The sequence below is a fragment of the uncultured Nocardioides sp. genome (assembly GCF_947489365.1).
Classification (GTDB): Bacteria; Actinomycetota; Actinomycetes; order Propionibacteriales; family Nocardioidaceae; genus Nocardioides.
Genome location: NZ_CANLDB010000003.1, coordinates 540,438 through 555,648, shown reverse-complemented (window position 1 = coordinate 555,648; position 15,211 = coordinate 540,438). Strand labels below are relative to the sequence as shown.

The window sequence follows — 15,211 nt, the reverse complement described above, 5'->3', positions numbered from 1 at the left end:
GGGTGTTGACCGCCCAGACGTACGGCGTACGCCGCCGCCGGGGCGTGGGGAAGCAGGAAACGGGGAGCAGCAGTGGTCGGCATCGAGCGCACCGAGGAGTCGTTGCGCCTGCGCGCGACCCTCGCCACGATCGCGCCGGGCACCCCGCTGCGTGACGGTCTCGAGCGCATCCTGCGCGGACGCACCGGTGCCCTGCTCGTGCTCGGCCGCGACGAGCTGGTCGACTCGCTCGCCTCGGGGGGCTTCGTCATCGACGTGCCCTTCACCGCCACGGGCCTGCGCGAGCTGGCCAAGATGGACGGCGCGATCGTGCTCGACGCCGAGGCGACGACCATCCACCGCGCGGCCGCCCACCTGATGCCCGACCAGTCGATCCCGTCGGTCGAGACCGGCACCCGCCACCGCACCGCCGACCGGGTCGCCCGGCAGACCGGCTTCCCCGTCATCTCGGTGTCGCAGTCGATGCAGATCATCGCCGCGTACGTGGGCGAGACCCGCTACGTGCTCGAGGACTCCGGGCAGATCCTGTCCCGGGCGAACCAGGCGCTGGCCACCCTCGAGCGCTACAAGCTGCGCCTCGACGAGGTCACCAGCAGCCTCTCCGCGCTCGAGGTCGAGGACCTCGTCACGGTCCGCGACGTCGTCGTCGTCGCCCAGCGCCTCGAGATGGTCACCCGCATCGCCCGGGAGATCGAGGACTACGTCCTCGAGCTCGGCACCGATGGCCGCCTCCTGTCGCTGCAGCTCGAGGAGCTGATCACCGGCGTCGACCCCGAGCTCGAGCTGGTGATCCGCGACTACCTGCCCGAGCGTCGTACGCCGAGCGCGGACGACGTCCGCATCCGCCTCGAGCAGCTCACCCCCACCGACCTCGTCGACATCGCCTCGGTCGCCCGCGCCCTCGGGCTGTCCGGCGGCGAGCACCTGGACGGCGCGGTCGCGCCCCGCGGCTACCGGCTGCTCGCGAAGGTGCCGCGCCTCCCCCCGATCGTGGTCGACCGCCTGGTCGAGCACTTCGGCACGCTCCAGAAGCTCCTCGCCGCCGGCCTCGACGACCTCCAGGCCGTCGACGGCGTCGGCGAGCTGCGCGCCCGCTCGGTCCGCGAGGGTCTCTCGCGCCTCGCGGAGTCGAGCATCCTCGACAGATATGTCTGAGCCACGACCGAACTTGCGAGGTCGTGAGGCGAAGAGATCGAGCGAGCGACGCGACCGGGGGACGAGGTCGCGATCGGCGGGTCGAGATCTTGGTGACAGTCTCGACGAGCTCGACCACCGGTGGTCGAGCTTGTCGAGACCTCGCGGCTGACGTGCGGCTAGTTGTCGAAGACCGCCGGTAGCGTCGCGCGCCACACCGTCTCGACCTCGGCCACGGCGATCTCGAACGACGCGTCGCCGGCGTCCACGACCAGGGTGTCGCCACCCGTCGTCCCGACCTCGGCGACCGCGAGGCCCAGCTCGGTCGCGCGGGCGCGGACGGCGTCCAGGTGCTCGGCGGTGACCGCCAGGAGCGCGCGGGCCGAGGACTCCGAGAACAGCGCGACGAACGGGTCCACCCCGAGCGCCTCGGGGCGCACGGTCGCGCCGCGCCCACCGGCGATGCAGGCCTCGACCAGCGCCTGGGCGAGGCCGCCGTCGGAGAGGTCGTGCGCTGCGGCGACGGTCCTGGCCGCGGCGGCCTCGACCATCAGGGCCGTCAGGGCCTTCTCGGCGTCGAGGTCGACGCGCGGCGGGACGCCGCCGAGGTGGCCGTGGACGACGTGGGCCCACTCCGAGCCGGACAGCTCCTCGCGGGTCTCCCCCACGACGAGCAGGTGCAGCCCGTCGGCGGGCAGCCCGGAGCGGACGCGGGTGGCGACGTCGTCGATCACGCCGAGCACGGCGACGACGGGGGTGGGGAGGATCGCGGTCTCGCCGGTGGAGTTGTAGAGGCTGACGTTGCCGCCGGTGACGGGGACGCCGAGCGCGAGGCAGGCGTCCTTCAGCCCGCGACAGGCCTCGGCGAACTGCCACATGACCGCCGGGTCCTCGGGCGAGCCGAAGTTGAGGCAGTCCGAGACCGCGAGCGGCCGTGCCCCGCCGACCGACACGTTGCGGTGGGCCTCGGCGAGCGCGAGCTGCGCGCCGGCGTACGGGTCGAGGCGGGTGTAGCGGCCGTTGCCGTCGGTGGCGAGCGAGACGCCGAGGCCGGTGGCGTCGTCGACGCGGAGCATCCCGGAGTCCTCGGGCTGCGACATCACCGTGTTGCCGCGCACGTAGCGGTCGTACTGGTCGGTGACGAACGACCGGTCGCACAGGCCGGGCGAGCCCGCCATGCGGAGCACGGTCTCGCGGAGCTCGTCGCCGGTCGAGGGCCGCGGCAGCGCCTCGGCCGTGTCGGCGACCAGCGAGTCCTGGGAGGCGGGCCGGGCGAAGGGGCGCTCGTACGTCGGCCCGTCGTGCGCCACCGAGCGCGGCGGGACGTCGACGACCCGCTCGCCGTGCCAGTCGACGTGCAGCCGGCCGGTGTCGGTGACCTCGCCGAGGACGACGGCGTCGACGTCCCACTTGGCGCAGACGGCGAGGAACGCGTCGACGTGCACGGGCTCGACGACGGCCATCATCCGCTCCTGGCTCTCGCTCATGAGGATCTCCTCGGGCGAGAGCGTGGAGTCGCGCAGCGGCACCAGGTCGAGGTCGACGTGCATGCCGCCGTCGCCCGCGGACGCGAGCTCGGAGGTCGCGCACGACAGCCCGGCGCCCCCGAGGTCCTGGATGCCCGCGACCAGCCCGGCCGCGAACACCTCGAGGGTGCACTCGATGAGCAGCTTCTCCATGAACGGGTCGCCGACCTGGACCGACGGGCGCTTGGCGGGCCCGTCAGCGTCGAAGGTCTCCGAGGCCAGCACGGAGACCCCGCCGATGCCGTCGCCGCCGGTGCGGGCGCCGTACAGGATCACCTTGTTGCCGAGCCCGGACGCGTTGGCGAGGTGCAGGTCCTCGTGGCGCATCACGCCGATGGAGAGCGCGTTGACCAGCGGGTTGCCGGCGTACGTCGCGTCGAAGACGACCTCGCCGCCGATGTTCGGCAGGCCCAGGCAGTTGCCGTAGCCGCCGACGCCGGCGACGACGCCGGGCAGCACGCGGCGGGTGTCGGGGGCGTCGATCGGGCCGAAGCGGAGCTGGTCCATCACGGCCACCGGCCGGGCCCCCATGGCGAGGATGTCGCGGACGATGCCGCCGACGCCGGTCGCGGCGCCCTGGTAGGGCTCGACGTACGACGGGTGGTTGTGGGACTCGACCTTGAAGGTCACCGCCCACCCCTGGCCGATGTCGAGGACGCCGGCGTTCTCGCCGATGCCGGCGAGCATCTTGCCGACCGGGGTCTCCTGCGGGACCTCGCTGAACTGCTTGAGGTGGACCTTGGAGGACTTGTAGGAGCAGTGCTCGCTCCACATCACCGAGTACATCGCCAGCTCCGCACTGGTCGGGCGACGACCGAGGATCTCCCGGATCCGGTCGTACTCGTCCGACTTCAGACCCAGGTCGGCCCAGGGCTGCGCGCGCCCGGGGTCCTCCGCGGCCCTCGCGACGGTGTCCAGCTCTGCACCAGCGGTCGTGTCGGCCACGGCGGCAATCTATCGGCCCGCGCCGGGCACCTTCGCGTCCACCCAGACCATGCGGTGGTCCGAGCTCGGGAACCCGTTCGTGTACGCCGGGTCGTAGACGCCGGTGAGCCGCGACAGCGGGTCGGCCAGCTCGGGCCAGAACACCCCGGCGGCACGCGCCTGCAGCGGCCGCGACGGCAGCACGTAGTCGACGCGGAGGTTGCCGCCGGAGCCTGGGCCGTCGCTGAAGTCGGCGGTGTCGAGCGCGGGGTCGCCGCGGTGGCTGGTGTTGACGCCGCCCTGCAGGCGCGAGGCCTCCGCCGCGCCGCGGCTGCGGGGCCGCGCGTCCCGGACGAGCGGGTGCTCGACGATCTGGCCGGCGGCGCCGGGCAGGCCACTGCCGTCGTTCGACGCGTCGGCGTTGAGGTCGCCCATCACCACGAAGGGCGACCCGGGCTTCAGCCCACCCCGGCGGCCGTCGTCGTCGACGAGGTAGGCGGAGCGGCGCCCGGGCGAGACGTAGTCGGCCCAGAGCCGGATCTCGTCGACGTTGCGCTTGCCGTTGCGGTCCTCGGGGCCGTCGAAGCTCGGCGGGGTCGGGTGGCTGGCGAGCACGTGGACCGTCTTCCGGCCGATCCGGATCGGCACGTCGGCGTGGTTCTTGCTGGACAGCCGGACCACCTCGAGCTCCTCGGGGGTGAACCAGTCTGCGGGCTCCGGGGTGGACGGGTCGTCGGGCAGCCGCGCGCCGGGCATGTCGGCCCAGCGGAAGTCCTGGAAGGTCCGCACCGCCCGCTCGTCGATCGGGTAGCGCGAGAGCACCGCGAAGCCGTACTGGCCCTCGAACTCGCCGAACCCGAACGCGTCGTCGCCGTACGCCCGGCCCGAGGTGCCGACCTGGCCGTCGTTGTTGAGGTCGTAGCCGCTGGCGACGCCGGTGTTGGAGTCCAGGACGATCGAGTGGCGGTAGCGGATGGGCTCCGCGCCGCCCTGACCGACGCCGAGGAAGTTGTCCTGGAAGTCCCGCAGCGACTCCCCGGACCGGTCGACGTCGAACTCGTTGAGGAGCAGGACGTCGGGCCGCTGCCGCTGGATGATCTCCGCGACGTTGCGGACCTCGACGTCCTGCGCCTCGTCGTCCGCGTCGGCGAGGTCGGCGGCGAGCTCGCCCTCGGTCGTGCGGAACATCGAGACGTTGAAGGTCGCGAAGCGCACCGTGTCGGTCTTCTGCGTGCCCTTCGGGCCACCAGGACCCTGCGGACCACCGGGACCCGCGACGGCGGTGCCCGCGAGGGTCGGGAGGGCGAGGGCGGCGGCGAGCGTGCCGACGGCGAGCAGACGGGCAGGGCGGGACAGGGTCACGGGTCCTCCGAGCAGGACGGGTGGCGGGCTGGTCGGGGTCGTTGCTACCACAGCCGCGCGGCGGGGAGGTGAACGAGAGAGCGGCGTGCACCAGCGGTCATCTCTCGCCTCACCGGTGTCTCGACACACCGGTCACGACCTCGCGGTTCCTGAGCCTGTCGAAGGGCCGTCGTGCGGCTGCTCGACCCGTTGGCGCGACGCAGGGCGCTCGTTCCTCACGCCCTACTGCGCCAACGCCCCCATCGGGTCCCAGGCGGGGAGCACGATCGGCGGGGTGGCGATGGCGTCCCGGAGCTCGACGGGCAGCGCGTCCACGCGGCAGGCGGTCTCGAAGACGTGCTCGTCGAACCAGCCGTCGGTCATCGTCCAGAAGCCCTTGTCGGCCTTGTCGGTGCCCCACGAGTTCTCGACCCGCCAGCGCCGGGGCGCACCGTCGACGACGTCCACACCGCTGAACAGCATCGCGTGGTTCATCGCCGTCGCGCCGTGCAGCAGGCGCTCGGACTTCGTCATGTCCGACGTGGTGCCGTACACCGCGTCGTAGTCGAAGAGCTGCGCGTCCCAGGTGCCGCCGTCGCGGTCGTGCATCTTGCCGGCGTCGCAGCCGAACCAGACCGGCTCGCCACCGACGATGGAGTCCACGGCGATCCTCTTCATCGTGGCGACGTCGACGTTGAGGTAGACGACCGGCGGGCCACCGACGACGTTGCCCAGGTGCTCGACGGTGAAGGTGCGGCCGACCGGGCTGGTGGGCCGGGGGTCGTGGACGAGGCACACGTAGTCGTCCAGCGGGAGCGAGGCGTAGCGCTCCGCGAACTCCTGCGGGGTGAGCACGCCGTCGCGGTGGAAGCCCTTGTCCTTGTCGCGCCACTGCCAGTCGAAGCTCGTGGGCGGGGTGCCGAGGTGGATCGCGAGGACCCGGTGGACGGTCTCGAGGACGCCCTCCTTGCGCTCCCGGAGCGCGTCGACGGACTCACCGGACGCCGCGGCGGCGCGCAGGTCGCGGGCCGCCTGGCGCAGGACGTCGCCGAGGTTGCGGTTCAGCTGACGCGTCTCGGACGACGACTGCGTCTCCGGCATGACCGACTTGGGCACGAGCCCGTGCTTGGCGACCAGCGCGACGAACATCGTCCACTGCCCGCCGTCCTCGGTCGGGGAGCCGAGCAGGTGGGCGACGGTGCGGTCGTCGACGTCGCGGTCGGACGTCTCGATGACCGACTCGAGCCAGAAGTTGGCCTTCTCGAGCTTGTCCCAGAACTGCAGGTAGGACTGCGAGAACTCGAACTCCTTCAGACCCAGCTCCTCCGCCGCGCCGACGCGCAGCAGGTTGAGGCCGGCGAACATCCAGCAGCGGCCGGACATCTTCTGGTTCGTGGCCGACCAGTCGTCGAGCTGGTGCGACATCGACCGCTCGGCGGCGACGGCCGCGCGGTGGTCGAGGGCGACGGCGTCGATCGCGGTCCTCGTGACCGCGTTCTGCATCACCCGCGCGTGCGGGTCGGCCTCGAAGGCCTTCGCCAGCTGCTCGATCCGGTCGGTGCTGATCGCTCCCGTCATGCCTGCTCCTGCGTTCGTCGTCGGATGGGTGCCGAGGTGCTGCGACTGGGGGGATTAATCGAGTCGGTTCCCCGACCGTACGCCGCTCCCGGCGGTGACCCCTGGGAGCCGTCCTGCGCCTCCCTCCGGGGGGCAGGGTTTCGCGGCCGCGAATTACAGATCTGTAGTTCCAGTGAACACGTGTTACGCGTGTGAACAGTGTGATTACAGTGACTGGCCGTGCCGACTCGGGCGGCATCTTCCCCGCCGTTTGGAGACCCCCGTGGCCAGTCCTCTGACCCCCTCGACGACCCTCCGGGTCCGCCGCCGCGTCCGCCTCGCCGCCGCCTGCACGAGCCTGCTCGGCCTGGTCGGCGGAGTGCTCGGCGCGACCACCGTGACCGCGTCGCCCGCCGTCGCGGCGAACCCGGTGACCCCCGGCAACCTCACCGGTTTCGGCTTCGACCAGTGCGAGGCGCCGTCCCAGGCGTCGATGACGCGCTGGATGGAGACCTCGCCGTTCCTCGCCGTCGGGATCTACATCTCGGGCGCCTCCCGGGGCTGCCGCGAGCAGCGCAACCTCACGCCGGACTGGGTGAGCACCCAGCTCGCCCAGGGCTGGGAGCTGCTGCCCATCACCCTCGGCCCGCAGGCCTCCTGCAGCCCTCACTTCCCGCGCTACGGCAACGACCCGACGATCAACCCGACCCCGGGGCCGAACAGCCGCTACGTCGCGGCACGCGCCATGGGACGCACCGAGGGTCAGCGCAGCGTGGACGCCGCGAAGCGGCTCGGGATCGCCCCGAAGAGCGTGCTCTGGTACGACATGGAGGCCTTCGACACCGGGAACACGAGCTGCCGCGAGTCGGCTCTCGCCTTCGTCTCCGCGTGGAACACGACGGTCAAGCGCCTGGGCTTCACCACCGGCCTGTACTCCAGCGCCGGTTCCGGGCTGAACGCCTGGGACGACGCCCGCGTCGAGCGCCCCGGCAAGTACGTCATGCCGCAGTACATCTGGTTCGCCCGCTGGGACGAGCAGGCCAACTCCTCGACGTCGTACCTGCGTGAGGACGGCTGGCGCCCGGGCCGCCGGGTCAAGCAGTACCGCGGCGGTCACCTCGAGACCCACGGCGGCGTCACGATCAACATCGACAGCAACTGGCTCGAGGTCGGCCAGGGCTCGCGACCGCTCGCCAGCCGGACCAAGTGCGGCGACGTCGTCGTCGACCTCCCGACGTACGGCGCGCTGACGCCGGGCGCCAAGGGCAAGATGGTCCGGGCCCTGCAGTGCAACCTGAAGATGCGCGGCTTCTACGACGCGGAGGTCAGCGGCACCTACGACCGGGCCACCGGCGACGCGGTGACGGCGTACCGACGCGACCGTGGCATGACCGGCGGACGCGGCTGGGGCCGCACCGGGTGGATCCGGATGGCCTCGGAGGGCGACCGCCCCGTCCTGAAGTTCGGCTCGAACGGCTGGCAGGTCCGCCGCGTGCAGCGGATGCTCAACGCCACCGGGCTGCGCCAGGGCGACGTCGACGCGCACTACGACCGCGAGGTCGAGGCCGCCGTGCGCCGCTGGCAGGCCCGCATCAAGCAGCCGCAGACCGGGATCGTCACCGAGGCGAGCTGGCGCGCGATGAGCTTCGGCCGCGGCGGCGCGTGACCCGGATCTCCTGAGCAGACCCCCCGAGGATCCCCCTCGGCCCCCGGTGGGGGGCCGCGGGGGATCCTGTCCGTATGAGCCCGCTCCGTCTCTTCCGGGTCGTCGCCGTCACCGAGGCCCTCACCTGGGCCCTCCTGCTCGTCGGGATGGTGCTCAAGTACGTCACCCGCACCACCGACGCCGTCGTCAGCGTCGGCGGGATGCTGCACGGCGTCGCGTTCATCGCCTACTGCCTCACCACGGTCCTCGTGGCCGTCGACCAGCGGTGGCCGGTCGGCCGCGCGCTGCTCGGCCTGGTCTCGGCGGTCCCGCCGTTCGTGACGCTGTGGTTCGACCGGCGCTCCGAGAGGCGGGGCCACCTCGGCACCTCGTGGCGCCTCGCCACGGACCGCCCTACGGGCGCGCTCGAGCGTCCGGCGGCGTGGCTGATCCGCCGTCCGGCGCAGGGCCTCGGTGTCGGGGTCCTCGCGGTGGCCGCGCTGACCGGCGTCGCGCTGCTGGTGGGTCCGCCCGTCGGCTGACGGCCGCCTCTCGCTAGAGCGCGGCGGCGAGGGCCGTCAGGCTGGTGAAGAACCCGAGTCCGTCGGTGCCGGGACCACAGAGGTCCTCGACGGCGTGCTCGGGGTGCGGCATCAGACCGACGACGTTGCCGGCGGTGTTGGTGATGCCGGCGATGGCGCGCAGCGAGCCGTTGGGGTTCGGCCCGACGTACGTCGCGACGACGCGGCCCTCGTTCTCGAGGGCGTCCAGGGTGGCGGTGTCGGCGACGTACGAGCCCTCGCCGTTCTTCAGCGGGACGACGACCTGCTGGCCCGGCTCGTACGACGCCGTCCACGGGGTGGCGGCGTTGCGGATCTCGAGGCGCTGGTCGCGGCAGACGAACCGCTGGTGGTCGTTGCGGACCAGGGCACCCGGCAGCAGGTGCGACTCGCAGAGGACCTGGAAACCGTTGCAGATGCCGAGGACCGGCATGCCGTCGGTGGCGGCGTCCACCAGCGGGCCCATCACCGGGGAGAACCGGGAGATCGCCCCGCAGCGCAGGTAGTCGCCGTACGAGAAACCGCCGGGGAGGATCACCGCGTCGACGCCGGACAGCGTGGCGTCGCCGTGCCAGAGCGGGACGACGTCGTGGCCGGCGATCGTCGCCGCCCGCTGCGCGTCGACGTCGTCGAGGGAACCGGGGAAGGTGACGACGCCGACCCTCACGCGTCGGCCCCCTGCTCGACGCGGACCCGGTAGTCCTCGATCACCGGGTTGCTCAGCAGGGTGGCGGCCATCTGCTCGACCTCGGCGAGGCGGTCGGCACTGAGGCCGTCGCCCTCGTCGGCCTCCAGCTCGAGCTCGAAGCGCTTGCCCTGCCGCACGTCGGCGACCCCGGCGAACCCGAGCCGGACCAGCGCGCCGGAGACGGCCTTGCCCTGGGGGTCGAGGATCTCGGGCTTGGGCATGACGTCGACGACGACTCGGACCATGGGCCCAGCGTAGAGGCGACGCTCAGCAGACGCTCAGCCCGGCTGGGCACAATGGAGGCATGTCCACGTCGTCCGGTCCCCGCTCCGCCTCCGCGCTCTCGCTGGAGTTCCCCCAGTCGCTCGCCACCTACGACGACTACGCCGACGCCCAGCGCGCCGTCGACCACCTCTCCGACGCGGAGTTCCCGGTCCAGAACTGCATGATCGTCGGGACCGAGCTGCGTCAGGTCGAGCGCATCACCGGACGGCTGACCAGCGGCAAGGTCGCCGGTGCCGGGGCGCTCAGCGGTGCGTGGTTCGGTCTCTTCATCGGGCTCATCTTCTCCCTGTTCGGCGAGGAGAACGTGCTCGGCGTCATCGTCGCCACCGCCCTGTTCGGCATGGCGTTCGGCGTCATCTGGGCGCTCATCGGGTACGCCGCCACCCGCGGCCGCCGTGACTTCTCCAGCGTCTCGACCATCGTCGCCACCCGCTACGAGGTCCTCGTCGAGCACAAGCTGCTCGGGCAGGCGCAGGAGCTGCTCGCGGGCCTGCCCGGCGGGCGGCCCAACCCGTTCTGAGGAACGAAGAACGGACCGTCGGTGGTCGAGCAGCGACCACGGCTGAGGGACGGAGCCGCGACGGAGCGTGTCGAGACCCGGTGACCCGGCGTGCGGTCCGGGGCGTTTCACTCTGGCCTCTGCTGCCTCAGGTTTCACGGGTCGGCTGGTGAAACCCCGGCTGGGCCCACGAAGTTTCGTGGGCCCAGCCGGGGTTTCGTCAGCCCGGTCCCGGGCGTCGTCCGACGCCGAAAACCGGTCGACCCGCCGCCCCCGCCCGCCGGACACTGACCGGATGGTCGAGGTCCAGCAGCGCGCACGGGTCGTCGTCGTCCACGGGCGGACGGCGGAGGTCCTGCACGAGCCGGACGACGGCGTCGCCGCGGTGCGGCTCGCGCCCGGACTGTCGCTCACACCGGTGGCGGGCGACGAGGTGCACGTCGCCGACGGCCGGATCACGGAGGTCCTCCCCCGCCGTACGCAGCTGACCCGGCCGGACCCGAACGGCCACGAGCTGCAGGTGCTGGCGGCCAACGTCGACCTGGTCCTGCTGGTGGCGCCGGCGGACCACGGCCTGCGCGAGGGCGCGCTGGAGCGGATGGCGATCCTGGCGTGGGACTCCGGCGCGACACCGCTCGTCGTCCTCACGAAGGCGGACCTCGCCGACGACCCGGACGCCCGCGCCGAGCAGGCCCGTACGGCGGCGCCGGGGGTCGAGGTGGTGCTCACCAGCACCGTGGACGGCCGGGGGCTCGACGCGCTCCGCGCCCACCTGGGCGCGGGCGTCACGGCGACGATGCTGGGCGCGTCCGGCGCCGGCAAGACCTCGCTGCTCAACGCGCTGGAGGGTCGCGACGAGGCGACCCGGGAGGTCCGGGCGGACGGCGAGGGCCGGCACACCACGACCACCCGGCGCCTCTACCGCCTCGCCTCGGGAGGGACGCTGCTCGACCTGCCGGGCGTGCGGAACCTCGACCTGCACGCCAGCGAGGAGGGCGTGGCGGCCGTGTACGCCGACGTCGCCGCGCTCGCCGAGGAGTGCCGCTTCGTCGACTGCGCCCACGACACCGAGCCCGGCTGCGCCGTGACGGCAGCCATCGCGAGCGGCGAGCTGTCCACCCGCCGCCTCGACGGCTGGCACGCCGCCCGCCGTGAGCTGGCCTACCTGGAGCGTCGTACCGACCCGGCCGCCCGAGCCGCCAAGCTGCAGGAGTGGAAGCGCCTCACCCGCGCCTCCCGCTCCCGGCAGCGGCCCTGATCCAGGGCCCGCGGAGCAGCGGCCGGCGCTGCCGTTTCGTCACAAACGGCAGTGTCCGGGGCCGCTGAGCTGCCGTTTCGCGCAAAACGGCAGTCCCCCGACCGGCCGGCGCGACGCGCCAGACGCGCCCGACGGGGACGGCGACCTAGCGGCGGTTCTGCAGCACCACGATGCCGAGCGCGACGCCGAGGCCCGCGAGCGCGGAGCCGAAGCCGGCGGCGCTGCGGGAGCCGGTGAAGGGACCCTCGACGTAGCCCACGCCCTGGAGGCCGGCGACGGCGCCGAAGGCCAGCATCATGAGCGCGAGGGTGAGCCCGAACCAGTGTGCGACGGTCACGGGCCCATCCTCGCAGTGCTCACGACGCGGGCGTCAGGCGAGCCTCAGGACAGCTCCCGCTTCAGGATCTTGCCGGTCGAGGTCATCGGGAACTCGTCCTTGACCTCGATGATGCGGGGGTACTTGTAACCCGCCATCTCCTCCTTGGCCCAGGCCTTGAGGGAGTCGGGGGTCTCGTCGGTGTCCTTGTTCAGGATGACGAACGCCTTGATCTCCTCGCCGTGGGACTCGTGGGGGACGCCGATGACCGCGGCCAGCGAGACGGCCGGGTGGCTCATCAGCACCTCCTCGATCTCGCGGGGGTACACGTTGAAGCCGCCGCGGATGATCATGTCCTTGCTGCGGTCGACGATGTAGTAGAAGCCGTCAGCGTCCTTGCGCCCCAGGTCACCGGAGCGGAACCACCCGTCGACGATGGCCTCCTCGGTGGCCTCGGGGCGGTTGTAGTAGCCCTTCATGATGTTGTGGCCCTTGATGGCGATCTCGCCGACGGTGTCCTCGCCCTCGGGGAGGTCCTCGCGCTTGTCGGGGTCCGGGTCGATCAGCTTCATCTCGACGCCCTCGATCGGGCGGCCGATCGAGCCCACCCGCGGCTCCTCGCCCCACGGGGAGAAGCTGGCGACCGGGGAGGTCTCCGAGAGGCCGTAGCCCTCGAGGATGGTGACCCCGAACTTTGCCTGGAAGTCCTTGTGCACCTCGCCCGGCAGCGCGGCACCGCCCGCGGCGGCGACGCGGAGGTTCTCGGCGAGGCTGGAGACGTCGACCGGAGACTCGTCGAGCGCGCCGAGCAGGCCCCAGTACATGGTCGGGACGCCGGCGAAGAACGTGACGCCCTCGTTGAGCATCAGCTTCAGGGCCGCGTGGGCCTCGAAGCGGGGCAGCATGACGACGGTGCCGCCGAAGCCGAAGCCGGCGTTCTGGATCACCGTCTGGCCGAAGGAGTGGAACAGCGGCAGCACGCAGAGGAAGGTGTCGGGCTCGTCGACGTTCGCGCCGAAGATGCCCTGGCCCGCCATCGCGTTGTCCCGCATGTTGCGGTGCCGCAGCTCCGCACCCTTCGGCTTCCCGGTCGTGCCGGAGGTGTACAGGATGACGGCGGTGTCGTCGTCGTCCACGTCGACCGAGTCGAACTCACCCGAGGCCTGGGACATGGCCCGGCCGAGCGTCTCGGTGCCCTCGATGGGCGAGTCCGCGGAGGGGTCCGCGGTGATCACGAAGAAGTGCTCGCAGCCGTCGGTGGCGTCGAACCCGGCCTTGCCGGCCTCCGCCATCGGCAGCTCCTCGGTGCCCTGGAAGCAGAAGTAGGCCTTCGCGTCCGAGTCGTCAAGGTGGTAGGCGACCTCCTTGCCCCGCAGCAGCACGTTCAGCGGGACGACGGTCGCGCCGGCCTTGAGGATGCCGTAGTAGACGATCGAGAAGTACGGGATGTTCGGGCAGGTCAGGGCGACCTTGTCACCCGGCTGGATCCCCCGCTCGGCGAGGACGTTCGCGACCTGGTTCGAGGCGCCCTGCAGCTCGGCGTACGACAGGCGCGTGTCGCCCATGACGATCGCGGTGCGGTCGGGGTACGAGGCGGCGGTGTCCTCGAGGAGGCGGGAGAGGTTCGTCATGCGCGAACCCTACGGGGCGGGGTGATCCCCGTCACCCGCGTGTTACCCGTTGGTACGTCGCTCGATCGCCCGCGCCGCCGCCTTGAGGTCCGCGCGAATGCCGAGCGGACCGAACAGGCGGATCGCGATTCCGATCGGCATGCGCCAGCCGGGGGCGTCGACGTCGACCAGGGCCACCACGTGGGTGCCGGGCACGCCGTCGAGGACGGTGGGCTCGAACCGCATGTCGAGGCGCGCGACGAGGCCGCGCCACTCCCCGACCTCGGACCACGCGCGGCCGGGCTCGTCGACCGTGACCTCCATCAGCGGCTTCGCGCCGACGAGGGTGACGTCGTACCAGCGGGCGCCGACGCCGCGGGGCGGGCCGCCGAGCCGGTCGATGCGGCGCAGGCTGGACTGCCAGTCCGGGCGCAGGGCCGGGTCGGCGAAGTAGTCCTGCACCGCCTCGGGCGGCGCGGCGACGTCGATCTCGAGCGTGAACCCCATCAGGGACCTCTCCTCGTGCTGCTCATGCTCCGGTGGGTCGTGCGCCTCAGAAGCGCTCCCCGGTCAGTCTCTCGTAGGCCTCCACGTACCGCTGCCTCGTCAGGTCCACGACCTGCGGCGGCAGCTCCGGCGGCGGCGCCTCGCCGGTGCGGTCCCAGCCGGACTCGCCGGTGAGCCAGTCGCGCAGGACCTGCTTGTCGTACGCCGGCGGCGTGACGCCCGGCGTCCAGGCGTCGGCGGGCCAGTAGCGCGAGGAGTCCGGGGTGAGGACCTCGTCGCCGAGCGTCAGCCGGCCGCCCTCCGCGTCGTCGGTGCCGAGCTCGATCTTGGTGTCGGCGAGGAGGATCCCCTGCTCGCGGGCGATGCCCTCGGCGCGGGCGTACACCGCGAGGGTGACCTCCCGCAGCGTCTCCGCGGTGGCGGCGCCGACGGTCGCGACGACGGCCTCGAACGACACGTTCTCGTCGTGGTCGCCGAGGTCCGCCTTGGTGGCGGGGGTGAAGATCGGCTCCGCCAGGCGGGAGGCCTGCTCGAGCCCTGGGGGCAGGGGGATGCCGCAGACCTCGCCCGTGGCCCGGTAGTCGTCGAGCCCGGAGCCGGTGAGGTAGCCCCGGGCGACGCACTCGACCGGGTACATCGTCAGCGGCCGGCAGACCAGGGCGCGCCCGCGCAGGTGGTCGGGGACGCCGTCGGTGCTGCTGAGGACGTGCCCGGGGAGGAGGTCGGCCAGCCGGTCGAACCACCACAGCGACATCCGGGTGAGGATCTCGCCCTTGTCGGGGATCCCCGGGCTGAGCACGTGGTCGTAGGCGGAGATCCGGTCGCTGGCCACCATCAGCAGGGCGCCGGCGTACGGACCCTGGTCGAGGCGGTAGAGGTCGCGCACCTTGCCGGAGTGCAGGTGGGTCGCACCCTCGACGTCCGGGGCGGGCGGGATGCTGGGCAGTCGGGGCTCGGCCACCCGGTCAGTATCGCGTCCGGGTCGCCCGCGGGGGTGCCGGGTCAGCCGGTGGTGCGGAAGCCGGAGGCTCCCCCACCGGTCTCGGGCTCGACGTCGGTGACGTCGACGGAGGCGACGCGGGCCGACGGCGGACCGTCGTGGGCCCACGCCACGAGCGCGTCGACGGCGTCGGCCGGGCCCTCGGCGTACGCCGCCACGGAGCCGTCGGGCTCGTTGCGGACCCAGCCCGTGACGCCGAGCCGCCGCGCCTCCTGCTCGGTGGCCCAGCGGAACGACACCCCCTGCACCCGACCCGTCACCCGGAGCCGGACCGACCTCTTCGCGTCCACAGGCGCAGCCTGCCACGCGATCTCCACAGCCCCTGCCGTCCGGGGCTGCGGGAGTCGGCGCGCGGGCCGAG

General features: G+C 72.5%; 15 protein-coding genes. 5 read left to right on the top strand and 10 right to left on the bottom strand.

Annotated elements, in window-relative coordinates:
* Window positions 1-72: 72 nt before the first annotated feature.
* Entirely contained in the window at window positions 73-1,155 is a 1,083-nt protein-coding gene (disA, locus tag Q0858_RS11780) for a DNA integrity scanning diadenylate cyclase DisA (protein ID WP_299054380.1), read from the top strand.
* 158 nt (window positions 1,156-1,313) lie between these two features.
* On the opposite strand, the gene purL is transcribed toward disA, so the two are convergent.
* The 3 genes from purL to Q0858_RS11765 all read right to left on the bottom strand — a co-directional run bounded on the left by purL (window position 1,314) and on the right by Q0858_RS11765 (window position 6,503).
* Complete coding sequence (purL, locus tag Q0858_RS11775) at window positions 1,314-3,578, bottom strand: phosphoribosylformylglycinamidine synthase subunit PurL (protein ID WP_299054549.1); 2,265 nt, start codon at window positions 3,576-3,578, stop codon at window positions 1,314-1,316.
* A gap of 36 nt (window positions 3,579-3,614) precedes the next feature.
* Window positions 3,615-4,946 carry an endonuclease/exonuclease/phosphatase family protein gene (locus Q0858_RS11770; protein ID WP_299054377.1) on the bottom strand — a complete coding sequence of 444 codons (1,332 nt, stop codon included), beginning with the start codon at window positions 4,944-4,946 and terminating at the stop codon, window positions 3,615-3,617.
* A gap of 222 nt (window positions 4,947-5,168) precedes the next feature.
* Window positions 5,169-6,503 (bottom strand): C1 family peptidase, encoded by a 1,335-nt coding sequence (locus tag Q0858_RS11765; RefSeq protein ID WP_299054374.1) that lies wholly within the window; start codon window positions 6,501-6,503, stop codon window positions 5,169-5,171.
* 262 nt (window positions 6,504-6,765) lie between these two features.
* Between Q0858_RS11765 and Q0858_RS11760 the strand changes: the two genes are divergently transcribed.
* Together Q0858_RS11760 and Q0858_RS11755 are read left to right on the top strand one after the other, a co-directional pair.
* On the top strand, window positions 6,766-8,148 hold the full coding sequence (locus Q0858_RS11760; RefSeq protein WP_299054372.1) for a glycoside hydrolase domain-containing protein: 1,383 nt from the start codon (window positions 6,766-6,768) through the stop codon (window positions 8,146-8,148).
* Window positions 8,149-8,222: 74 nt separating this feature from the next.
* Window positions 8,223-8,669 (top strand): DUF3817 domain-containing protein, encoded by a 447-nt coding sequence (locus Q0858_RS11755; protein ID WP_299054369.1) that lies wholly within the window; start codon window positions 8,223-8,225, stop codon window positions 8,667-8,669.
* A 13-nt stretch (window positions 8,670-8,682) separates the two neighbouring features.
* On the opposite strand, the gene purQ is transcribed toward Q0858_RS11755, so the two are convergent.
* On the bottom strand, window positions 8,683-9,354 hold the full coding sequence (purQ, locus tag Q0858_RS11750) for a phosphoribosylformylglycinamidine synthase subunit PurQ (RefSeq protein ID WP_299054366.1): 672 nt from the start codon (window positions 9,352-9,354) through the stop codon (window positions 8,683-8,685).
* Window positions 9,351-9,620 (bottom strand): phosphoribosylformylglycinamidine synthase subunit PurS, encoded by a 270-nt coding sequence (gene purS, locus Q0858_RS11745; protein ID WP_299054363.1) that lies wholly within the window; start codon window positions 9,618-9,620, stop codon window positions 9,351-9,353. The genes purQ and purS overlap by 4 nt, the downstream gene beginning before the upstream one ends.
* Window positions 9,621-9,679: 59 nt before the next feature.
* Here purS and Q0858_RS11740 point away from each other — a divergent pair, with 59 nt between their 5' ends.
* Both Q0858_RS11740 and rsgA read left to right on the top strand, forming a co-directional pair.
* On the top strand, window positions 9,680-10,180 hold the full coding sequence (locus tag Q0858_RS11740; RefSeq protein WP_299054360.1) for a general stress protein: 501 nt from the start codon (window positions 9,680-9,682) through the stop codon (window positions 10,178-10,180).
* 274 nt (window positions 10,181-10,454) lie between these two features.
* Window positions 10,455-11,417: a ribosome small subunit-dependent GTPase A gene (gene rsgA / locus Q0858_RS11735; RefSeq protein ID WP_299054357.1), complete on the top strand. Its 963-nt coding sequence runs from the start codon at window positions 10,455-10,457 to the stop codon at window positions 11,415-11,417.
* 145 nt (window positions 11,418-11,562) lie between these two features.
* Here the strand turns inward: rsgA and Q0858_RS11730 are convergent, their stop codons facing one another.
* From Q0858_RS11730 to Q0858_RS11710, 5 genes are read right to left on the bottom strand one after another with little or no spacing between them, the layout of a single operon-like run.
* Entirely contained in the window at window positions 11,563-11,754 is a 192-nt protein-coding gene (locus tag Q0858_RS11730; protein WP_299054354.1) for a hypothetical protein, read from the bottom strand.
* A gap of 44 nt (window positions 11,755-11,798) precedes the next feature.
* Window positions 11,799-13,364, bottom strand: coding sequence for a long-chain fatty acid--CoA ligase (locus Q0858_RS11725; RefSeq protein ID WP_299054352.1), 1,566 nt, complete (start codon window positions 13,362-13,364; stop codon window positions 11,799-11,801).
* Between the two features lie 42 nt (window positions 13,365-13,406).
* Window positions 13,407-13,850: an SRPBCC family protein gene (locus tag Q0858_RS11720; RefSeq protein ID WP_299054349.1), complete on the bottom strand. Its 444-nt coding sequence runs from the start codon at window positions 13,848-13,850 to the stop codon at window positions 13,407-13,409.
* 46 nt (window positions 13,851-13,896) lie between these two features.
* Window positions 13,897-14,811, bottom strand: a complete 915-nt coding sequence (locus Q0858_RS11715; protein ID WP_299054346.1) for a phosphoribosylaminoimidazolesuccinocarboxamide synthase — start codon at window positions 14,809-14,811, stop codon at window positions 13,897-13,899.
* 41 nt (window positions 14,812-14,852) lie between these two features.
* Entirely contained in the window at window positions 14,853-15,140 is a 288-nt protein-coding gene (locus Q0858_RS11710; protein WP_299054343.1) for an acylphosphatase, read from the bottom strand.
* Window positions 15,141-15,211: the final 71 nt, after the last annotated feature.